The organism is Providencia sp. PROV114, from assembly GCF_032704305.1.
In the GTDB taxonomy this organism is placed as follows: Bacteria; Pseudomonadota; Gammaproteobacteria; order Enterobacterales; family Enterobacteriaceae; genus Providencia; species Providencia rettgeri.
This window is the reverse complement of the sequence record NZ_CP120528.1, coordinates 147,814-167,908: the sequence shown is the minus strand read 5'-3', so window position 1 is coordinate 167,908 and position 20,095 is coordinate 147,814. Positions and strand designations below refer to the sequence as shown.

Here is a 20,095-nt window from a genome sequence, read left to right as displayed (position 1 = left end):
TATTACAAGCTAAAGGTGTGAATGAATAAGATCAATTCAACTGACAATAAAAACATTTCTTGATTTACTTGCCACCAATAACGAGAACCAGCCAATCCATAATAAAATGAATTTAATTCCATGAGATTATCTTTATGAGTGATACAAATAGCCGCACATGTATAGTAAAAATTGCTAGCGGCCCAATGACCGGCCAAGAATTAATGGTTAATGCAGATAACAATCTGATTATCATTGATAACGGCTTAGATTATAAAACTGACATCAATGATGATGGTTTCACAACCTACTCCATTCCAAGCGATGGCACTGCCTGCGAATTTTCAATTATTACTGCAAGTCAACACTCTGAAAGTGGTCTAGCCATTCAACTAAATGATAATGGATTAAGTACCGAGATCCCTATTGTTTTTCAGCAGCTGCTTTTAGCAGATATTTTTCCTATTGTGATCAAAATGCAGGATACTGAGTGGCAACGCCCTCAAATACCTGAAACCTTACAGACTTCAGAGGCTGAAAATCCATTACCTATCGTTAAAACTAAAGTAAAAAAACCAGCTAAGCAAAAATCAAGCCTTTTTAATAAACAAACTATGTTGGTCTTTTTCTTGACTCTATTTTCAATATTTGTTGTTTACACTATATTTCAATATATTCCAGCACAAAGCACCGAGAAAAAAGTAAAAGCATTAGAACAAATACTTCAAGGTAGTCAGTATCCTATTATCGTAACCCAAGGTACTAGTAATGAAAGCCTTATCCTAGTAAAAACACAGCGTGACTCTGATTGGAGTATGCAGCACCTGGTTAAAGCTAAATACAATGAAAAATTCTCAATTAAAATAGTAAATAAGCTTGAGCAAGAAATTGAAAATAAACTTATTGAAACAGTACCAGACACATTAAAAGTAGAGCTTACCAATCCATGCAACCCAATAATCGTGACTATAGATAACAACAATTTAATTAATAAAGAAAAAAATATTGATAAGTTACTTTCTAGCTATTTTAGTTGCTATATAAAAAGTGAAATAAAAAAAATCAGCTTTGGTGAATTATTACAAAAAGCAGAGTTGGGATTAACAGAAAGCAATGTTCAATGGCGTAAAATAACTAAAGAAAATAAAGTTATTTTTATCATAAAAGACAGTTTAAATGACAATCAAACTGCTTCTTTAATTAACTTCATAAATTCATTTTATAAGCAATGGGGAGATAATCATATTCAATTCTCAATCTCCCTTGCCAATAATGAGCTTGTAGGTAAATCATTTGTCACCAATGCTAACGGCTATATTTTATTAGGCAATAACCATTGGTTTTTTAATTCAATCAGTTTTTAATTAACAACCCGTTAATTAATATTGTTTTTCAAATAAAGAGGAAACAAAAAATGGCAGTAATTCCAGGTTTAGATGCTACAACTAATCGATGGGGAACATCCGAACTAGAAACTTCAGGTACTGGCAAAGATAATATGGGTATGATCTATCGTACATCGGCCAGTATTAGCGATAAAGCAAAACAATTCGGCGATGAGTTAAATTCAATTCTTGCCGATGCCAGTTTAGAAGTCGATAACCCACTGGTATTGGCGAAAATCACCGCCATGAGTGGTAATTATAATATGGCGCGTCAATTACAAAGTAACTTTATGAAATCCATTAAAGATACTGACCAAGCTCTTATTCGTAACGTTTAATATTCAATAGAGCATCATTCACGATGATGCTCTACCTTCACTTAGGAAATACATTATGTCGCCTATTACTTCAAATTTATCGATGATAAATTCCACAGAGATAGCCTCAGAGATACCGTCATCAATCCCCATTGCCGATAAAGTTAAAGAGTTTTTTGCTGAATACAGCGCATCGACGAACCAAGAAAGAACTGCATTAATGAATAGTGTCAATACCATTGACCCAAGTAACCCAGTTCAATTACTGCAATTTCAAAATCGTGTCGGTAAATACAGCCTTGCTATGAATATGATTAGCACACTAACACATAAAAGTGTTTCTGCGATTGATACCGTTTTAAAAGCTCAATAAGCCATGAATATTTTAAAAAAATTTATCTTAATTAGTTTTATTGGCTTATTAATGGGGTGTGATAACCAATTATTACTCAGTCATTTAAGCCAAAGACAAAGTAACGAAGTATTAGCCATACTCCAAGAGCATGGTGTTGAGGCTACGCGTAAACAAGATAATAAAAACGGAGATTCCATTCGTGTTCAACCAAGTGACTTTGTTATTGCGGTAGATTTACTGCGCCAATATAACCTGCCCTCAAAAGAACCAGTGGAAATTATCCAAGCATTTCCTGGTGACTCTTTAGTGGCCTCACCACAGGCAGAACGTACCCGCTTGCTTTCTTTAATTGAACAGCGCCTTGAGCAATCGCTACTTACCATCCCTGATATTATTAACGCACGTGTGCATGTTAGTTATCCATTAAATGGCAATAATCCGACTAAGCAAATGCAAAATGTTTCCAGCTTGGTGACCTATTCTGGGAGTGAAGATTCTCAAATGATGATGCATAAGATCAAACTGTTTCTAACGAACAGTTTTGCTGAAGCAAATTACGATAATGTCTCAGTCGTGGTCGTCAATCGCCCGCCGTTGCAATATCAAGTTAAGTCTGAGCCTGAACATACATTTAACCCAGTCATAATCGGCTCAATTATTGCTGCAATGATCATTCTTTTGACTATTTTACTGTTACTGTGGCGCCAGCTAAGTAACAAAAAATCAGTAACTAATCTGATAGGGAAACCTGTTGATGACAGTGCTGAATAATCTACTCATTACACAAGGAAATATTTTCCTCGCTCCGGGATGTTATTTTCATAGTGAATTTAATGGGGTTGGATATAAAGACTTTCCTCCTATACTGCAACGTAAACATAACCAGCAATTGATTCAGCAATACGCATTGCCTTTACCTAACGAGAAAACGCCCTTGTTACCCAAAGTATTATCTGAACATTGGGCTTTATTACCAGAGGTAGCGTTAGGTTTAGGGATTTTGTTACATGCTGAACCGCTTCCTTGGTGGGTTGAACTTTCCAAATATCGTGTCTTACATACACGCTTGAGCCGCCCACTTTGGCAATCAGAAAATCAACCTACAACTTCACCACAGGTATTAACTGCCCTTGGGGCACAACAATTATTGATGTGTTTAGCCCCCTTTGGCACCGCTTACGCCCTTCGAGCTAAATATATGTTTAGTCTTGAAACTCAGCAACTTATACCGTCATCAGTAAAAACGATGCTACCTTGGAATACTATTGAAGAGACATGCCGTTATGTCAGAGAAAATACCCCAGAATGTTAAACAGACAATGTCTGAAAAAGTCTTGATCAAATATCAAGCATTAAGTGCCGATAGATACCACAAAACTATGACTCAACAAGCTCAAAAAAAGGCAAGTGAGTATTACCAACAAGCGAAACAACAGCAAGAAACTATCTATCAAAGTGCTTATCAGCAAGGTTATTACGACGGCATTAAACAACTATTAACTGACTTTATTCACGTATTAGAAACCAGTGAAATTCAGTACCAAGAAAATACCAGTCAAAGCAAAGAACAGCTGATGAAAATATTGAATGACATTTTTGGTAATAATGAGCTACAAGAGATGGTTGCTGTTTATTTTGAAAAGCAATATGCAAAAGTGACAAATACCACATTATATCTACCAGCAAAAATGCAAACTCGTATTGCCCAAAGCGGCTCTGATATGAAATTGTCAACCGCTGCTGATAATACAATCGCCTTAGAGGTTGATAATAAAATTACCTATTTTTCCCCTATTACCGCCTCTAAAAATATTTTTCCTCATGTATTTTCTGTTCCAACACAATGCCAAATTTTAAAAATGCATAAAAAGACCTATCAAAACTTAATAACCACAATAAATTCAATACAGGAAGAACACAAAGATGCTGGTCAATTTACAAGCTAAGGCTATCAGTCCTCAACATAGCGGATCTCAAATTCACACTGAAAACATTCAAAATAAAATGACTTCATTATGGCAGAAGAAAAATATGGATAGTAAAAAAATAGATTTTTCCCCTAAAGAAAAAAATAAAATTAACAAGTTTATTGATGAACTTAAGTCAAAAGAAGATAGAAAAGTATTTTTTTCTCACGTATTTAAGACAATGATTACATTGGGTAGAGATGAAAAACAAAACTTTATTACCGGTGTTAGTCAAATATTACAATCATCAAGTGACCCTGAGCTAGTTTCATTAAATAAAAAATTTAATCGCTCGCTCAGCCATTATATGGCTATCAGTTTGATGAGTGCTCCTCTTAGCAACCAACTTCGTCATAATATGACTAACATTAATTTAGAGGGTAACGATAATGAGGAAGACGAACTACTAATCTAACATTAAATTTCTCTACCCCCTTATCATTTACTTATTTCCCATCGACTAATATTTATAGGTTTGGTATGTTTTTTTAATATGCTAAGCCTATTTATTTGACAAAAACAAATAAATATAAAAAATACAAATAAAAATTGATATATACAACCTATAAATATAGTTTAAATTCTCCCCATCAAAACACATGAACCCAATATCAAAAAACGATTTTATTTTCTAAATATTCTGACTAGCCTCGTTTTTTTATATTGGAATACATTTCATCAACAGTTAGTATAGGTATAGATTATGACCGATTTATCAACAATAGATAATTTTATGGATAACATTGACTATAGTGAAAAAGAATCAATGATACTCTTGTCTGGGCATGTAGTATATGACCCACTCAAGCGAACACTTTCGCGTGAAAAAAAAGTCGTTAACCTTTCAGAAAATGAATCATGCCTTCTTAAATTATTACTAATAAAAACAAATAGTAAAAGAGAAATTATGTACGAGATTTGGGAAAAAAGAGGCACTATCGTGACTGAAAGTAGCTATTACAAGCTAGTCAGGCAATTGCGACAATCCTTTAAAAAAATTGATCTAGATGAAAATTTAATTATGACTTTACCTCGCATTGGTATTTTATACACAGGGGAAAAATCAGAAATGCCGATGCTTTCTAAATACGATGCCAAGAAAAGTATTTACACCTATATGCGATATTTTTTTCAGAAGATTTTTATTCGTTAATCACTATAATTAGATTTCGCCAAAGAGAACATTTAATGTTAAATATTAACCCCAACTTTTCAAAAAAACACATTTTTTCAATATTCATATTTTTTATAACTTTCATGCTATCCGCTTGTAGTAATAATTTAATGAGTTATTTTACTCAAACTCCCACTTATCATATCAATGGTAATATTTATTCACATTCTTACGATATTCCTGAAAATGCCACAATCACACTGTCGTTGACGTCAATACTACAGAATGAAAACAATGCAAAGTCTAATCTTGATTACAGTTTCAAATCACAAAGTGCAGGACGTAGTATCGCATTTACCGTCGCTCTTCCTGAAGAATTTCAATCCAAACGATATACCTTAGGAATGAGTGCAAGAATTGAAAAAGATGGTGAATTAATCATGATGAGTAATAAATTGAGCCCAATACCTGAGAACTTATCTGAAATAGTACTACTTCCGGTGGCTGCCATTCAGCAATAGCAACACTCATTTCATCAAGACCAATTAAAAATATTCTATCCCCTCTTAATGGGGAATTATATTTACCGGCACTCATTGAGTTCTTCTAATAAACGCGGAAAATCTGCCACCGAGCTTTCAATGGCTCGTTTTGCCAAACTTTCTAGTGCGCTAAATAGCTGTTCAGCCTCTTGTTCTGGCAAGTCCGCTGCTAAATAATCATTCCACTTATTTAGTTTGTAATTTAACTCATTCACAATCGTTTTGCCGCGTGATGTCAACGAAACATGATAAACCCGTTTATCAACTAAACTATTCGTTTTAGCAACCCACCCCTTAGCTAAAAATTTGCTCACTCCTCGAGTCGTTACTGATTTATCCACAACCATGGCTTTTGTAATCTGCTCTAGGGTTGACTCATCATACTGATCAATATGCAAAATCATCAAACACTCAATGGCATTGATACCATAAGGCTCCCCCATCCACTTCATATAATGATGAGCAGCTCGGCTTATCACCCCAAACACTCTGGCTTGCTCTGTACGCATAATGCCTCTTTAGTTGATTTTATCAACTAATTAGTTAATAATTACTGTGACTTTAGTTGATATTATCAACTAATAAACCATTTAACACGCCAAATTTACTCATACTCAATGCTACAAAACATCACTTTTTTGCACCGTTTAGGGTTTAATCCTATACGCTTTCGTTTTGCGGTGATTACGGCTTGTGCCTCAATTGCTGCTCTATTTATTGCTCAATATTTGCAGCTTGTTCACCCACAGTGGGCAGCCATGACCGTCTGGGCCTCTGCACAACCTTGGCGCGAAAACTTACTGGAAAAAAGTTGGTGGCGTTTCGCGGGAACAGTCATTGGCGTGCTAGTTGGCGTAATATTAATTCAACTACACATTATCAGCCCGCTATTATTTATCGTAGGGCTGGCATTATGGTTAGGAGCATGTAGCGGTATTGGTCAACTGCAAAAAGGCTTTGTGGCCTATGGTACCTTTTTAGCGGGTTATTCAGCAGTCATGGTCAGCATGCTAAGTGTCCACATGACAGATAACCTGTTTATGGTCGCTTGGGATCGGCTATGGACTATCCTTGTTGGCGTTCTTTCCGCAGTAGTTTTCAATTTTTTATTTACACCAAAACGTGAACAAGAACCCGTTATTACACTTAAAAACCAGGTTGATACACTATTTTATCAAATTTTGCATCGCACACTTGAGAAAAAAAAACCAATTAAGTCACAGGAAATTGACCAACTCTGGCAAGTGATGACAAGTTATGAGGAAATTCTAGAAACGAATCGCATCGGCTGGCATTACCACCGTAAACAAGTTGCTAAAGCACGTCAAAAGCTCATGTTTCAAAGCCAGATATTATTGCATTTAGATAAATATCAATCTATCGCTCCCTTTTATTTTCCTGCGCAAGAGCCCGCTGACAAAGAGTGGAAATATATTTTATCATTATGCCCCAATGGTGTACTTAAAATGCTTTTAGTCCCGTTTTACTATGCTACTTTAGGTAAATCAATCAAGAAGATAAATAAAACTGACAAATTAAAACTCCACCAAGATAAAATTTCCGCATGGCAATCTTTCACTCGTTCTTTTGTTACAATAGGCGCCGTCGGTGTTTTATGGTTCTGGACACAATGGCAAATGTTGGCTTACCTCATTCTCGGCCTTTCCGTGATGTTGGCTCTATTCGCTTCCCTTGATCACCCCGCAAGATTCATGAAAAATATTTTCACAGGGCAATTTTTTGGTGCTATTGCTGCGTTAATCTGTATGTGGTGTTTATGGCCCTTTACTTCTTCATCTTGGCAAATGACCTTTCTCATCATTCCTGTGATTATTAGCGGCATTGTGATTTTTTCTCATAATCGCTTAATTTTAATCGCTTTTGATTACATCATGGTTTCGTTGATTTTACTGCAACCGTCTTATCCTTTTGCGCTTTCATTCCCTCAAAGCATAGGTAATGCCATTGCGATAGTTTCAGGCCCATTAGTTGCAATGGCCGCTTTCGCATGGATTTATCCCACCAGCCCTAAAAAACGTTACCAGCAATTAATTTATCTTTCAGAACAGCAATTTAAACAGGGAATTACAGCTCTAATCCAAAGCCATAAACCATCTACAACTCAGTTTATCCACCGCTTATTTAGTGGATTATTACTAGCAAAAAAAGCAAATTTCTCGCCCTCACCTATATTCGATTTTTTTATCACTCGGCAAAGCATTTGGCTGTACCTACTTATTTTACAAAAGCAATTTGCACATCATGCATCAAAGAAAAGAGCCCTTATTGCACTTGAAAAACGTATTCAACAAAACCGGTTTGATTTGAAGAAAATTTCCACACTATTTCGGCATTTACAACGTAACGAAAGTGATAACGAAGAGCTTGAGCAACTCGAGAAATATGTGAAACTCTATATGAAAAAGGAATATTGCCAAAAATAAGGCAAGAAATAATCTGAGTTTAACCAATTATCTAAAGATAAATATCCCTATACATGGAAAGCCAAAGAAATGTTGTTTGCTAATAACTACGATTTGAAATTTGCTGACGGGCTACAGCTTATTATTAATGGATTAGAAAATTAAGATTCTAAGGGCAGCATTACGATGCCCTTAATACTTTATTTCAGGCCTAGTCGTTTAGCTAGTCGATGTAAGTTAGCAATATCTAAAGATAATTCTCTAGCACATGCAGACCAATTATGATGGTTTTGTTCCAGTACTTGTGTAATGACTTTACGCTGAAAGTCATCTGTTGCTTCACGTAAGTTTTTAGTTAATGGTATTACTTTCTTTGAGGTTTCCGTAAACTCATACTCATTGTTATCAAAGATAAAATATTGAGGCTGTAAGATAATATCGCCAGTGTCAATTGAGGCACGAGCAAGAACAACAGCACGATGAATCGCATGTTCCAATTCACGTACATTGCCAGGCCATGAATAGTTGAGTAAATACCGTTGTAATGAAGAACTCAGTACCACACTAGATAAGCCAAAACGCTGACGATATTGCTCACAAAAATATCCGGCTAATAAAATAATATCTTCACCACGTTCCTTTAATGGGGGAACAAGTAGAGGAAACACGCTTAAACGATGGAATAAATCTGCCCTAAACCGCCCCTCTAATACTTCTTCACGTAGATCACGATTAGTTGCCGCTAATACACGGACATTAACGCGTAAACTGCGGTCATCACCAACACGTTGAATATCACCATATTGCAATACTCGCAGTAATTTTGCCTGTAATGCTAATGATAACTCTCCAATTTCATCTAAAAATAAAGTGCCATTATCCGCCATTTCAAATTTACCACTACGGTGACTAATTGCTCCCGTAAAAGCCCCTTTAACATGGCCGAATAATTCACTTTCTGCCACGCTCTCAGGTAATGCCGCACAGTTTAAATAAATAAGAGGATACTCTGCTCGAAGGGATTTTTCATGAATGGATTTAACAACTAATTCTTTTCCTGTTCCCGTTTCTCCGCTAACCAGAACATTTAATTCTGACGCAGCAACAATATCGATTTCCTTTTTTAATTGTTGCATACGAAGAGATAAACCGATGATTTCGGTTTCTCCTGAAGGTTTAAATCGTATAGGTTTACCCGACAATATATTTTGGTTTTCAAGCTGTTCAATAAGTAATGCATTATTTAATGCCCCAGCAGCTAATGCAGCAATTAACCTAAGTGACTCATTGCTAAATGCATCGAATTGATCAAGTTCCATGCCATCTAATGTTAATGCACCAATAAGATTTTGCCCCGCATACAAAGGTAAGCCGACACAAGCATGGACTTTTAGATGCTGATGATGAGGAATTAACCCATCGTATGGATCAGGGAGCTGGCTATCCGCAGGAAAACGTACTACATCGCCAGCTCTTGCAATTGCTTCAAGCCGAGGGTGTCCCGCCAAAAAGAATCGGCGGCCTAAAACATCAGCCATTAATCCATCAATTGCTAAGGGAATAAATTGACCTGGTTCATAGCGCAATAACGCACAAGCATCGCACCCTAATGATTGCCTTAATGTGGTAATCAAACGCTGAAACCGATCTGCATGTTCCATACCATCTTGTAACTCTATTGCGATCTTTGCTAATGCTTCAACAGAAAAACCCATGATCTACTCCCCATAGTCAATTTGACAACAAGTATAGTCATAATGACGATTATTGATACAGTCATTATGACTATAAATTAAAAATATTTATTTAAATTTATCTAAAAATCAATTGGTTAAATATTGGCATGAATATTGATTATATCTTCCTATACTTTAAAAAATACAGGATAAAATTAATATGGCGATTCATGTAAAAAATAATATTCATTGGGTGGGTCAACGTGATTGGGAAGTACGTGACTTTCATGGAACCGAATATAAAACATTAAAGGGAAGTAGTTATAATAGTTATTTAATCCGCGAAGAAAAAAATGTCCTTATTGATACTGTCGATCATAAGTTTAGTCGTGAATTTGTTGAAAACTTACGTTCACAAATTGATTTAAATGATATTGACTATATCGTGATTAACCACGCAGAAGAAGATCATGCCGGTGCATTAACTGAATTAATGCGCTTTATTCCTAATACCCCGATCTATTGCACCGCTAATGCTATTGATTCAATAAATGGTCACCACCACCATCCTGAGTGGAATTTTAAGATCGTTAAAACAGGCGATACGCTCAATATAGGTAACAATAAGCAATTGATTTTCATTGAAACTCCAATGCTACATTGGCCTGACAGTATGATGACTTATTTTACTGAAGATGCAGTGCTTTTTAGTAATGATGCTTTCGGGCAGCACTATTGTGATGAGCGATTATTTAATGATGAGGTCGACCAAAATGAATTATTTGAGCAATGCCAGCGCTACTATGCCAATATTCTTACACCATTTAGCCGTTTAGTAACGCCAAAAATAAATGAAATTTTAGGCTTTAACCTACCTGTCGATATGATAGCCACGTCACACGGGGTAGTATGGCGTAATAACCCAAATCAAATCATTGAATTATATTTGAAGTGGGCAGCCGATTACCAAGAAGATCGCATCACTATTTTCTACGATACCATGTCAAATAATACCCGTTTAATGGCGGATGCAATCGCTCAAGGCATCAATGAAGCCGACCCTAACGTCGCCGTTAAAATATTTAACGTTGCACGCAGTGATAAAAACGACATTATTACTCATGTTTTCCGCTCCAAGGCGGCGTTGGTCGGTACCTCAACCATGAATAATGTCATGATGCCCAAAATAGCAGGTATGCTTGAAGAAATTACTGGCTTACGTTTTTTAAATAAAAAAGCCGCTGCTTTTGGGAGTTTTGGCTGGAATGGTGGCGCTGTTGATCGTGTTCAAACACGTTTGATGGATGCCGGTTTTGATACCGCATTATCTTTAAAAGCAAAATGGAAACCAGACACAAAAACATTAGATGACTGCCGTGAGTATGGACGTAATATTGCTCGCCAATGGGCATTACCTGCATAAATTAACTAACAAAGTAGCATCAGAATTTTATGATTTTTTAGAGGATACCTCATATGCAATTTAGAGATAAAACACTTGGACAGCTCGCATTATCTATTCCTAGAGCCTCTTCTTTATTCCGCCAATATAATATGGATTACTGTTGTGGTGGAAAACAGACTCTCAGCCGTAGTGCAGAAAAATTAAATTTAGATATAGACCTATTAGAAAGCCAATTAGCTAAATTAGCCACAGAAACGTTAGAAAAAGACTGGCGTAAAGCACCGCTCGGTGAAATTATCGATTTTATCATTGTTCGCTATCATGATAGGCATAGAGAACAATTACCTGAGCTTATTTTACAAGCACAAAAAGTTGAACGCGTTCATGCAAATAAGCCAAGCGTGCCAAAAGGTTTATCAAAATACTTAGAAGCATTACTGGAAGAATTAACTAGCCATATGATGAAAGAGGAACGCGTTTTATTCCCTTTGATAAAAAACGGAATGGGTCGAAATGCAGCAGCGCCAATTAGCGTGATGGAACAAGAACATGATGATGCTGGTGATATCTTAGAGGCTATTAAAGGCATTACCGATAATGTCACACCGCCACCAGAAGCCTGTACTACCTGGCGTGTATTGTATAATGGTATCAATGAATTGATTGATGACTTAATGAATCATATTAACCTAGAAAATAATTTATTATTCCCAAGAGCACTCGCTGGCGAATAAACACATAACGGCCTATTTATATAATAGATAGGCCGTTATTTTAAATATTTTTATATAATATACTAAAAATACCTATTGATATTGTTGCTTAATTTCTTGGGCAATTGCTAATCCACGTTTTGCTTCTTTTTCAGCAATTTCGACAGATAACCCAATATAAGACCTTGGGTCGAGCATGGCTTTAATTTCTTCATTACTGAACGCTGCTGATATCACACTGTTTTTGGTTAAATTAGTGTAGAAATCCTCCCCATCCGCTGCCGTTTTAATAGCTTCTTCATACAGAAGGGAATGAGCTTTATCTTTACCTAATTTTTCCGCCATCTTCATCATGACATATTCAGTATTATCAAGACCTTTATTTCTCAATACATTATGAAGCATTCTCTCTTCATGTGGCACAATCGTCCTCGAAAGCTCCTCTGTTCTTAATAAAATTTCTGTGGTTAATTCCAAAGCTTCTTCGATTAACCCATCAAATAACATATAAGAACTACTATCTCCTTCATAAGGCCTTACCGCGGAATACATACCAACACTTGGTAAGGAATATAATTTCTGCGAGTTAGCAATAATTCCCTTTGCCAGTTTTGGGTTTATTTTATGTGGCATAGTACTACTGCCTACTGTTCCTTTGGTAAACCCTTCAGAAACTTCTGCAATTTCTTCTAACGTTGTGCTATAGACCTCTTCGCCGATTTTATGGCAAATATTCGCCATTAGCGCTAAATTTGCCATATATTCAAGTTTATGGGTGCTCAAATTTCTGGATGGTACTTCCATGGCTTCCATCCCCACCAGTTCAGCGACACGTTTTTGTACCGCCATTCCAACCTCAGGCATCGAGTTAAAAGCGCCAACTGCACCGCCCATCATAATAGTGAACACGCGCTTTTCACACTCTTTCATTCGCTGATAACAGTCAATAAAGTCACTGATCCACACTGAAACCTTATAGCCATAGGTTATCGGAATTGCATGACGCCCATGGGTTCTTCCCGGCATCACCATATGTTTGGTTTTTTCAGCCAGATTCGACAAGTTTTCGATGATTTCACCCAATAACAACATAAATTTATGGTGTACGGTTTTCATCATATACAGCTGTGAACTTTGCTGAATATTTTGTGTGGTAATTCCATAATGGATATATTTACCGCTTTCCTCAGAGCAAGCATTCACTAAAACCTTTAAGAAAGGTACGAAACCATGGCCTATTTTTTGGTAAATACGGCTCATTTCTTCAAAATCGATATTTTCGATTACGGCCTTTTCTTTAATTTCATTTGCCGCTGATTGAGGAATAAATCCCAGTTCAGCTTGAGCTTGGGCCAACATGGATTCAAACATTAACCAAGTAGAATATTTTGCTTCATCAGACAATAAGTCTTTAATTCCACGGTCATCAATAGTTTTACTTTTAGAATCGTATAATGCTCTCATTTCGTATCCTTTCTTTATTTCTTCATTGCTTCATCAACAGCATTGCGAACGAACTCAACCTTTGGTCCATATACGACATGGACGTGGTTTGCCGATGGAAAGAAGAATGCGGTACATCCTGATTCCAACATTAAATCTTTATCAATTTGGTTAACTTCTCCAACATCAATACGCATACGAGTAATACAGTTATCTACGTTACGAATATTTTGTTTTCCACCTAATGCTTGGATTAAAATTTCTGCGATTTCGCCGTAGCGTTTTTCTTTAATTAAAGTATTTTTCAGATTACTAGATTCTTCACGACCAGGAGTTTTAATATCAAATTTAATAATTGCCCAGTAGAAAATAAAGTAAGTGACGACGGCTAAACAGCTACCGATAATAACAAGGAAGATCCAGTTAGTGTGTTCGTACAGCAGACCAAAGATAGTAAAATCAAAGACGGTTCCACGAATATAACCGATACCAACCTCAGCCAATGAAAGTAACACCGCACCAATACCGACAATAATGGCATAAATTAAATACAGTAATGGCGCAATGAATACGAAGGTAAATTCGAGTGGCTCTGTGACGTTACCAAGCATTGCCGTTAATACCATGGTGACAAGCATGGATTTCACTTCTGCGCGGTTTTCTTTCTTCGATGTTTTATATATAGCAAGAGCAATCGCAGGGAAGAGGAACAATGTAACCAACATTTGTTGCTGCGCCATAAAGCGAGTCAAACTTGGCATCATCGCCCAATATTCGCTATCCGGGCCTTGGTTAAAAAGTACTTCAGTTAATGCAGGGACAACGCCAACAAAGGTTTGGCCATCAATAATATAAGTACCACCCGCTTCAGTGAATCTAAACAAAACGTTCCATACATGGTGTAAACCAAATGGAATAAATAAGCGTTCACCTCCTGCCGTAAAAAATGGCCCCACTGGACTTAAAAATACCGCAGAGAGTTTCATCAAACCTTGAACTAATACTTCCCAAATAAACGGTAATAACGCCCCCACTCCAATCATTAAACCTATCATAATAATAGAAACGGATTTTTTACCGGAAAAGAAAGCGAATGCGGTCGGTAACTCAAGGTTATAAAACTTATCGGTGGCCCAAGCGGCAATCAAACCAGTAATAATCCCTCCGGCAGCACTGATATTTAAAGTTTGTATGCCAAGAACTTTAATTTGTCCCACTTGACCCATCATTGCAGGGTCTGCAAGTTTGCCGGTAAGGACTAGCCAAATATTCATGGTGATGATCAGCGATAAGTAACCGACTACCGAGGCAAAGACAGCAATCCCCTTATCTCGATGGCTCATCCCATAGGCCACACCCATTGCAAAGAGCAAGGGAATATTATCAAAAATAACACCTGCGATTGAACGAATACTGACAAGTAATGCATTAACAGTTTCATTTCCAAGAAAAGGAAAACGTGCAATCATATAAGTCTGCACTAATGCACCACTGATACCCAATATCATACCAATAGGGGCTAATACACCTATCGGAAGGAGTAATGTTCTCCCAAAGCGTTGAATAGATTCACCAAACTTTTTTCTGGCCATACTGTTTCCTTATGACTTCTATTATTAGAATTAAAGGCATACTAGCTTGGGGGGGTTATAAAAGAAATGATGTCACGGTTTTAAAAATTATCTTAGGTCATAATTAATGACCTAGGTCATTTTAATACAAAACTCATTGCCAAAAATAAAAATGAAAGACAGGTGAAATTTTTTTAGGAAGTAAAAAAGGAAGTTTAAAGTAGGTTTTCTAATTCATTGATAAGTAAATCAACTAAAATAAAAAAGCCAATTCTGGATTTGGTATCATCCCTTTTAGTATCAAAATTATCGGCAAAACAAAACAGAGTATTATCAGTATAAGTGGTTAATTCATTGGTATTAAAAGCGGTCATGCTAATAATATTCGCCCCTTTTAATTGCACAATTTTTGCTGTTTCAATAATTTTTTTTGTTCCACCAGATAGCGAGATAAAAATGACAGTGTCATCTTTGCTAACTAATCGAGTGAAAGAGTCAGATAAATTGTAGTCATTAATGAAAAAACAGTGTAGTCCTAACGCAAATAGCAAATGCTCAAGGTAATAACCAACCGCTTTGCTTGTTCCTCTTGCAACAATAAAAATATTTCTCGATTTATGTAGTATTTTAGCACAATCACTAATTTGCTCTTCATTAATTAACGTAAAGCTTTTATTAATATTTTTTTCGAGTTGTTTTTTATAAGATGACGGGATAATTTTTTCAGTCTTATTTTTTGTTAAAATATAATTATTAATCTGAAATTTAAGCTCTTTAAACCCACTAAACCCTAATTTTTGCGATAAATTAATGATAACTGTTTTAGAAACAAAGGTTTTAGCAACCAGCTCATTAATATTTAAGTAAGGGATATCCGTAATGTTATCAGTCAGGTATTTTAAAACTTTTTTTTCGCTAATGGTTAAATTATCGTAATTTTTTAAGAAATCCAACATATCCCCCCCTTAATCAGCCTAATTAACCCAGAAGTCATTCTTTTTATGATAATAAAGTCAATATAGGCAACCAATCGATTGATTATACGTTAAATGAGCAACCGATGTTGAATTTAAGAAGTGATTTTTGTGAAATGCGACAGTAATCGAGGAAAAATTGGTATCACAATAGGTTGTTTCCTTTGTGATACCTTTTATACAAATAATTCAGCTACTTCATCAGCACCATTACAAACACGGTACATTGAGTGTTCTCACTAGGGAGCTCGTCGTCAATCTGATGCTTTCTAGTACTGAATAGTAGAAGAAAGAATAACATGATAAACAAGCAAATAGCGCTTCCCTTGAGCGCTATTTGCCTTACAAAAAATCACTTAAATTTGAGTTGCTTCACAGCTTCATCAATATCAATTTCATCTTCCGAAAATGTTAAAGCAGTACCATGTAATGTGCTAATTTCTAATTTTTTCAAGGAGCGCATTTGGTCCGGTTTATCTGATTTAGGTTTAATGCTGTTCATCAATGCACCAATAGATAACACAGTATTTTCTTTATCAATACGTGTATCGGCAGGCACGTCCACCGAATAAACGCGATAAGATTTTATAGATGTAATCTTAATGCGCTCACCCGCAATATAAATATATTTGCTTTCAGGTATGACTTTGACTGCAAATGCAGACAACCCTTTATTATTTGTCGTCGGTTCGAAAGTGACTACAGCATTTTTTTTAATCAACTCAGGGTTGGCAACTTTAACCACATGAAAATAACGGTTATCGCCATTCTCATCTTTGATAAATCCAAAACCTTTATCTTCGAACCATGTTGTGATCGTTCCATTCATCGCCATTACCGCCTAATTAATCTTTTATTGATTCAGTTTTTACAACGCGCAGTATAGAGCACAATGCGTGTGCAGACTACGGCTTTACTTTTAGTCTGAGTGATAAATTTACGTGATGCAAGTAGCAAGCATTCGCCTGCATACTAAAAATTGGTTATTATCAACCGCTATTCTTTGTTGGAAAGGCTAATGACTGAAATCATCGACACCTTTATTGCGCCGCCCTGCCACGGTAAGATAGAAATTATCTACCAGGATGAACATCTTGCTCTTATTAATAAGCCGAGTGGCCTACTAAGCCTTTCTGGAAAAAACCCACAAAACTTAGATTCAGTGCATTACCGATTAGTACAAATCTTCCCTGAATGTACTCTTGTTCACCGACTCGATTTTGGCACTTCAGGATTAATGGTGATTGCACGTAATAAAGCAGTGAATGCCGCTCTGAGCCAACAATTTAGCCAGCGAACGGTAATTAAAGTATATCAAGCTCTACTTTGTGGTCACTTAACTGATGATGAGGGTATCATTGATGCTGCAATAGCAAGAGACCCAGCACTGTTTCCTCGCATGTCTCTTTGCGAAATTAATGGCAAACCTGCCCGCTCCCACTATCACGTGATTGAACGTCTGTATCACCCACTAGATAATGGCACATTGCTTCCAGTAACCCGAGTCCAATTAATTCCAGAAACGGGTCGAACGCATCAGCTTCGTATCCATTGCCAACAATTAGGTCACCCTATATTAGGCTGTGACCTATATGGGGGCCAAATACCAGAGCATGCATCTCGGCTCATGTTGCACGCCAGCGAACTGCATTTTGTTCATCCCATTAGCCAAGAAAGCGTTAATACTCGCTGTGCGAGCCCGTTTTAACGCCCAAGTAACCACTGTCTCATTTTATGACTGGTAAAATAAATTGCTCTGCCCTGTAAGTGCACATCGCTAGCCGTACTTCAATTTAAGTTATGACGAATATTACCACATCAGGTCGTCAGGGATCTTAAAGTCCGCGTACGGGTCATCTTCATCTTGTTCTTCTTGGCTGAGCGCATTATTGAGTACGATACTATCCGCATCCCTTTGGGTTATTTTATCCGCTACACTTGCAGGGATAATCACATACTCATTGTTATCACTATTCTCAATCGCTAAACGGGCAATCGCCAGACGACCGCTGATCAATTGTGTTTGTGTTATTTTATCTACAACAACTTGCTTGATCACATTGTTATCGGTGAAATTAAAACTAATATCTCCCTTTGAAATATCAACTTTATTCATCTCAATAAGTTGTTTAACTTGCGCTTTAAACTCTTTGGATTGCACCATTTGCTTATGCTGTTCGCTTAATAGCTTATCACGTTCAAGCTGTGCTTTTTTATTCTCTTCTACGGCTTCCCTTGCTTCACGCGCTTGAACGCGTGATTTTTTAGCCGTTCTTTGCACTTTAGCCATCTTCTTACTGGTGACTAATCCTGCTTTTAGCATTTGCTCTTGTAAGGTGAGTTTTGCCATCTTCGCCTCTAAATCTATCAGATAATTATGTGATTATACCTTTAGCCGCTGAGACCTGATAGGCTTTGAGCTTCATTGATAGAGAAATTATGTGATGTTATTTAAGAAAATATGCTAACGAGGATAATTCAAAATTCGGCGTGTTTAACTTATTTTGTCTAATCTAAAATGTGTTTATAAAAAACCATCAATATATTGTGATTTTTTATAGGCACGATTTACTCAGTAACCATAGAGAGCTGATGAGAAAAAATAGAGGCTTTCATCCACATAAAAACCTCTCTATTTCAATAACTACGGAGTGGACATAATAATGGTAGCTGCTGAACTAAACTGGCCTTCTATCAATTCATTTGGCGATAAATTAGGTTTTTTAACTAGCGTAAACATTAGTGTGTCTCTACCATGCCCATTTTCTATTTTTGAATCGAAATGCCCATTCATAGGGGAAACTCTTTGCCCTTGATGATAAATCTCAACACCTAATCCCGGCATAATAGGACCTTGACTACCAATATCTCCAGTTCTAACAAGTAAAGCGTCAGATGAAAAAGTCGAAGTTTCTCCGCTAATAATCATCTTTATTGGCGCTGTCAGATTATTATCTTCACAACTATAAGTGATTTCTGCGTTACGTTGAAAACGGCTTGCACTTCCCACTGTTGAAATACCCGATGCATTTACTGTTTCAAAATCAACAATGATGATTTGGTTATCATTGATATCACACGTACCCGTTCCAACAACTACATCATTACCTGCGTAGAAATTCCATTTAAAATAAGCATGGTCAATATGCTGATTACTATTTACAAATGTCGCATATTTATGGAGATCTAACGTCATCAGCAAATCGCCTTTTCTTACCAAAACTGATGGCGTTGGTTTAACATTTACCTGTAAATATAATTTAATTTGTAAAGGTTCACTTGCTGTGGTTAAACGAAATACTTGAATTTCTTTACCGCTAAATGGTGCTAAATAGTAAGCACCACGCACGACCACTCCCGCTTTTAATTCTGGGTTATTCTTAAATGTGGGACCAAGGTCAGCACCAGTCACATTTAAATAATCAACATAAGCACTAGGGGCTTCATTACGGCAGGTCATAAAATCACTCACATCCGCAAATTCATTTATACGATTAGGTACAGCAAAAATATCATTATCTAGAGGAACATCATAAATACTTTGTGTTCCCCCACCAACCTCTTGTCCTCCATTAGTTTTACACTGGAAAGCAAAAATAGTCGGGGAAAATAATAAGGTTGCGAGAAGTAATATTAACATCTTCATTGTTACTGATACCTTAATCATAAATTAAACTAAAAATAGCGGTTGCAGTAAAATGGCCAAACGCAATACTTTTATTTTTTATTGCATCAGGTTCCCCTTGCACATTCGCATTAAAACTTAAAATATTCGTGCCATTCTCTAAATTGTATGCAGGCGTCATACTATTAATAGGAATTTTTTTACCACTAAATTCTAAGATTTCAATTCCGATACCCGAAGCCATGCTGCCAGAATCTAATGCAAGAAGGCCTGGTAAATGGGTATTTTCGCTTCCTGTAAACTTAACGGTCACCGTTCTAAAGATACTATTATCACAGTCATCTAAATGAATATTAAAATTTTCAAGTGGTGTTTTTTGGTTAATATAGAGGTATTTATTAACAATAGTACCAAAGTCCACAATGATATTTTCATCACCAGGTCTTACTGTACAAGCTTCTGCGACAAGTTGTCCTCGTATCTTAACTTCACCGATTTGACCATTTTTTGCCTGACTCGGTAACGGAAAAAATAACAAACTTAATAGCATCGAGAGTATTATTTTTTTAAATTTATAAAAATTGAAATTTAAGTTATTCATATAAA

The 20,095-nt window shown here is 36.4% G+C and carries 21 protein-coding genes and 2 pseudogenes; 14 read left to right on the top strand and 9 right to left on the bottom strand.

The window, feature by feature from the left end; genetic code table 11:
- Window positions 1–134: 134 nt before the first annotated feature.
- From P3L37_RS00755 to P3L37_RS00715, 9 genes are all read left to right on the top strand, one after another.
- Window positions 135–1,343 carry a PrgH/EprH family type III secretion apparatus protein gene (locus tag P3L37_RS00755; protein WP_110731499.1) on the top strand — a complete coding sequence of 403 codons (1,209 nt, stop codon included), beginning with the start codon at window positions 135–137 and terminating at the stop codon, window positions 1,341–1,343.
- Between the two features lie 50 nt (window positions 1,344–1,393).
- Window positions 1,394–1,702, top strand: coding sequence for an EscF/YscF/HrpA family type III secretion system needle major subunit (locus P3L37_RS00750; RefSeq protein ID WP_110731500.1), 309 nt, complete (start codon window positions 1,394–1,396; stop codon window positions 1,700–1,702).
- A gap of 55 nt (window positions 1,703–1,757) precedes the next feature.
- Window positions 1,758–2,054 carry a type III secretion system inner rod subunit SctI gene (sctI, locus tag P3L37_RS00745; protein ID WP_110731501.1) on the top strand — a complete coding sequence of 99 codons (297 nt, stop codon included), beginning with the start codon at window positions 1,758–1,760 and terminating at the stop codon, window positions 2,052–2,054.
- Between the two features lie 3 nt (window positions 2,055–2,057).
- Window positions 2,058–2,807 carry a type III secretion system inner membrane ring lipoprotein SctJ gene (gene sctJ / locus P3L37_RS00740; RefSeq protein WP_110731502.1) on the top strand — a complete coding sequence of 250 codons (750 nt, stop codon included), beginning with the start codon at window positions 2,058–2,060 and terminating at the stop codon, window positions 2,805–2,807.
- Window positions 2,791–3,348 carry a hypothetical protein gene (locus tag P3L37_RS00735; protein ID WP_110731503.1) on the top strand — a complete coding sequence of 186 codons (558 nt, stop codon included), beginning with the start codon at window positions 2,791–2,793 and terminating at the stop codon, window positions 3,346–3,348. Before sctJ ends, P3L37_RS00735 begins: the two co-directional genes overlap by 17 nt.
- Entirely contained in the window at window positions 3,320–3,982 is a 663-nt protein-coding gene (locus tag P3L37_RS00730) for a hypothetical protein (protein ID WP_162617352.1), read from the top strand. The genes P3L37_RS00735 and P3L37_RS00730 overlap by 29 nt, the downstream gene beginning before the upstream one ends.
- Window positions 3,960–4,418: a hypothetical protein gene (locus P3L37_RS00725; protein WP_110731505.1), complete on the top strand. Its 459-nt coding sequence runs from the start codon at window positions 3,960–3,962 to the stop codon at window positions 4,416–4,418. Before P3L37_RS00730 ends, P3L37_RS00725 begins: the two co-directional genes overlap by 23 nt.
- Before the next feature lie 318 nt (window positions 4,419–4,736).
- Window positions 4,737–5,156 (top strand): transcriptional regulator, encoded by a 420-nt coding sequence (locus tag P3L37_RS00720; RefSeq protein ID WP_110732258.1) that lies wholly within the window; start codon window positions 4,737–4,739, stop codon window positions 5,154–5,156.
- Window positions 5,157–5,287: 131 nt separating this feature from the next.
- Complete coding sequence (locus P3L37_RS00715; RefSeq protein ID WP_162617353.1) at window positions 5,288–5,638, top strand: YbaY family lipoprotein; 351 nt, start codon at window positions 5,288–5,290, stop codon at window positions 5,636–5,638.
- 62 nt (window positions 5,639–5,700) lie between these two features.
- On the opposite strand, the gene P3L37_RS00710 is transcribed toward P3L37_RS00715, so the two are convergent.
- On the bottom strand, window positions 5,701–6,168 hold the full coding sequence (locus P3L37_RS00710) for a MarR family winged helix-turn-helix transcriptional regulator (protein ID WP_110731507.1): 468 nt from the start codon (window positions 6,166–6,168) through the stop codon (window positions 5,701–5,703).
- A 108-nt stretch (window positions 6,169–6,276) separates the two neighbouring features.
- On the opposite strand from P3L37_RS00710, the gene P3L37_RS00705 reads away from it, so the two are divergent.
- Together P3L37_RS00705 and P3L37_RS00700 are read left to right on the top strand one after the other, a co-directional pair.
- Window positions 6,277–8,103: an FUSC family protein gene (locus P3L37_RS00705; RefSeq protein WP_222960157.1), complete on the top strand. Its 1,827-nt coding sequence runs from the start codon at window positions 6,277–6,279 to the stop codon at window positions 8,101–8,103.
- 36 nt (window positions 8,104–8,139) lie between these two features.
- Window positions 8,140–8,247: pseudogene (locus tag P3L37_RS00700) on the top strand (TetR family transcriptional regulator); the annotation flags it as partial.
- 35 nt (window positions 8,248–8,282) lie between these two features.
- On the opposite strand, the gene norR reads toward P3L37_RS00700, so the two are convergent.
- A complete protein-coding gene (gene norR / locus P3L37_RS00695; protein ID WP_110731509.1) occupies window positions 8,283–9,797 on the bottom strand; it encodes a nitric oxide reductase transcriptional regulator NorR in 1,515 nt (504 codons plus the stop codon).
- Between the two features lie 181 nt (window positions 9,798–9,978).
- On the opposite strand from norR, the pseudogene norV reads away from it, so the two are divergent.
- Together norV and ytfE are read left to right on the top strand one after the other, a co-directional pair.
- A pseudogene (norV, locus tag P3L37_RS00690) lies at window positions 9,979–11,172 on the top strand (anaerobic nitric oxide reductase flavorubredoxin); the annotation flags it as partial.
- Between the two features lie 62 nt (window positions 11,173–11,234).
- Window positions 11,235–11,897, top strand: a complete 663-nt coding sequence (gene ytfE, locus P3L37_RS00685) for an iron-sulfur cluster repair protein YtfE (RefSeq protein ID WP_004266206.1) — start codon at window positions 11,235–11,237, stop codon at window positions 11,895–11,897.
- 72 nt (window positions 11,898–11,969) lie between these two features.
- Here the strand turns inward: ytfE and P3L37_RS00680 are convergent, their stop codons facing one another.
- From P3L37_RS00680 to P3L37_RS00665, 4 genes are all read right to left on the bottom strand, one after another.
- Window positions 11,970–13,340, bottom strand: coding sequence for an adenylosuccinate lyase family protein (locus P3L37_RS00680; RefSeq protein WP_004266207.1), 1,371 nt, complete (start codon window positions 13,338–13,340; stop codon window positions 11,970–11,972).
- Window positions 13,341–13,354: 14 nt separating this feature from the next.
- Window positions 13,355–14,911 (bottom strand): PTS transporter subunit EIIC, encoded by a 1,557-nt coding sequence (locus tag P3L37_RS00675; protein ID WP_004266208.1) that lies wholly within the window; start codon window positions 14,909–14,911, stop codon window positions 13,355–13,357.
- Between the two features lie 194 nt (window positions 14,912–15,105).
- A complete protein-coding gene (locus tag P3L37_RS00670; protein ID WP_109912305.1) occupies window positions 15,106–15,846 on the bottom strand; it encodes a MurR/RpiR family transcriptional regulator in 741 nt (246 codons plus the stop codon).
- A gap of 370 nt (window positions 15,847–16,216) precedes the next feature.
- Window positions 16,217–16,693, bottom strand: coding sequence for a cold-shock protein (locus P3L37_RS00665; protein ID WP_042851702.1), 477 nt, complete (start codon window positions 16,691–16,693; stop codon window positions 16,217–16,219).
- 189 nt (window positions 16,694–16,882) lie between these two features.
- Here P3L37_RS00665 and P3L37_RS00660 point away from each other — a divergent pair, with 189 nt between their 5' ends.
- On the top strand, window positions 16,883–17,572 hold the full coding sequence (locus P3L37_RS00660; protein ID WP_004266211.1) for an RluA family pseudouridine synthase: 690 nt from the start codon (window positions 16,883–16,885) through the stop codon (window positions 17,570–17,572).
- Window positions 17,573–17,674: 102 nt separating this feature from the next.
- Here P3L37_RS00660 and P3L37_RS00655 read toward each other — a convergent pair whose 3' ends face one another.
- The 3 genes from P3L37_RS00655 to P3L37_RS00645 all read right to left on the bottom strand — a co-directional run bounded on the left by P3L37_RS00655 (window position 17,675) and on the right by P3L37_RS00645 (window position 20,090).
- A complete protein-coding gene (locus tag P3L37_RS00655) occupies window positions 17,675–18,214 on the bottom strand; it encodes a DUF2058 domain-containing protein (protein ID WP_272667466.1) in 540 nt (179 codons plus the stop codon).
- 294 nt (window positions 18,215–18,508) lie between these two features.
- Window positions 18,509–19,510 (bottom strand): fimbrial protein, encoded by a 1,002-nt coding sequence (locus P3L37_RS00650; protein WP_004266213.1) that lies wholly within the window; start codon window positions 19,508–19,510, stop codon window positions 18,509–18,511.
- Between the two features lie 13 nt (window positions 19,511–19,523).
- Window positions 19,524–20,090, bottom strand: a complete 567-nt coding sequence (locus P3L37_RS00645; protein ID WP_109912304.1) for a fimbrial protein — start codon at window positions 20,088–20,090, stop codon at window positions 19,524–19,526.
- Window positions 20,091–20,095: the final 5 nt, after the last annotated feature.

Coding starts and splice junctions, on each gene's coding strand:
- P3L37_RS00655 (WP_272667466.1), bottom strand. CDS start 18,214: ATGGCAAAACTCACCTTACAAGAGCAAATGCTAAAAGCAGGATTAGTC.
- sctI (WP_110731501.1), top strand. CDS start 1,758: ATGTCGCCTATTACTTCAAATTTATCGATGATAAATTCCACAGAGATA.
- P3L37_RS00705 (WP_222960157.1), top strand. CDS start 6,277: ATGCTACAAAACATCACTTTTTTGCACCGTTTAGGGTTTAATCCTATA.
- P3L37_RS00730 (WP_162617352.1), top strand. CDS start 3,320: ATGTCAGAGAAAATACCCCAGAATGTTAAACAGACAATGTCTGAAAAA.
- P3L37_RS00725 (WP_110731505.1), top strand. CDS start 3,960: ATGCTGGTCAATTTACAAGCTAAGGCTATCAGTCCTCAACATAGCGGA.
- P3L37_RS00715 (WP_162617353.1), top strand. CDS start 5,288: ATGAGTTATTTTACTCAAACTCCCACTTATCATATCAATGGTAATATT.
- sctJ (WP_110731502.1), top strand. CDS start 2,058: ATGAATATTTTAAAAAAATTTATCTTAATTAGTTTTATTGGCTTATTA.
- P3L37_RS00650 (WP_004266213.1), bottom strand. CDS start 19,510: ATGAAGATGTTAATATTACTTCTCGCAACCTTATTATTTTCCCCGACT.
- P3L37_RS00660 (WP_004266211.1), top strand. CDS start 16,883: ATGACTGAAATCATCGACACCTTTATTGCGCCGCCCTGCCACGGTAAG.
- P3L37_RS00670 (WP_109912305.1), bottom strand. CDS start 15,846: ATGTTGGATTTCTTAAAAAATTACGATAATTTAACCATTAGCGAAAAA.
- P3L37_RS00665 (WP_042851702.1), bottom strand. CDS start 16,693: ATGAATGGAACGATCACAACATGGTTCGAAGATAAAGGTTTTGGATTT.
- P3L37_RS00710 (WP_110731507.1), bottom strand. CDS start 6,168: ATGCGTACAGAGCAAGCCAGAGTGTTTGGGGTGATAAGCCGAGCTGCT.
- norR (WP_110731509.1), bottom strand. CDS start 9,797: ATGGGTTTTTCTGTTGAAGCATTAGCAAAGATCGCAATAGAGTTACAA.
- P3L37_RS00720 (WP_110732258.1), top strand. CDS start 4,737: ATGGATAACATTGACTATAGTGAAAAAGAATCAATGATACTCTTGTCT.
- P3L37_RS00680 (WP_004266207.1), bottom strand. CDS start 13,340: ATGAGAGCATTATACGATTCTAAAAGTAAAACTATTGATGACCGTGGA.
- P3L37_RS00675 (WP_004266208.1), bottom strand. CDS start 14,911: ATGGCCAGAAAAAAGTTTGGTGAATCTATTCAACGCTTTGGGAGAACA.
- P3L37_RS00645 (WP_109912304.1), bottom strand. CDS start 20,090: ATGAATAACTTAAATTTCAATTTTTATAAATTTAAAAAAATAATACTC.
- P3L37_RS00735 (WP_110731503.1), top strand. CDS start 2,791: ATGACAGTGCTGAATAATCTACTCATTACACAAGGAAATATTTTCCTC.
- P3L37_RS00755 (WP_110731499.1), top strand. CDS start 135: ATGAGTGATACAAATAGCCGCACATGTATAGTAAAAATTGCTAGCGGC.
- ytfE (WP_004266206.1), top strand. CDS start 11,235: ATGCAATTTAGAGATAAAACACTTGGACAGCTCGCATTATCTATTCCT.
- P3L37_RS00750 (WP_110731500.1), top strand. CDS start 1,394: ATGGCAGTAATTCCAGGTTTAGATGCTACAACTAATCGATGGGGAACA.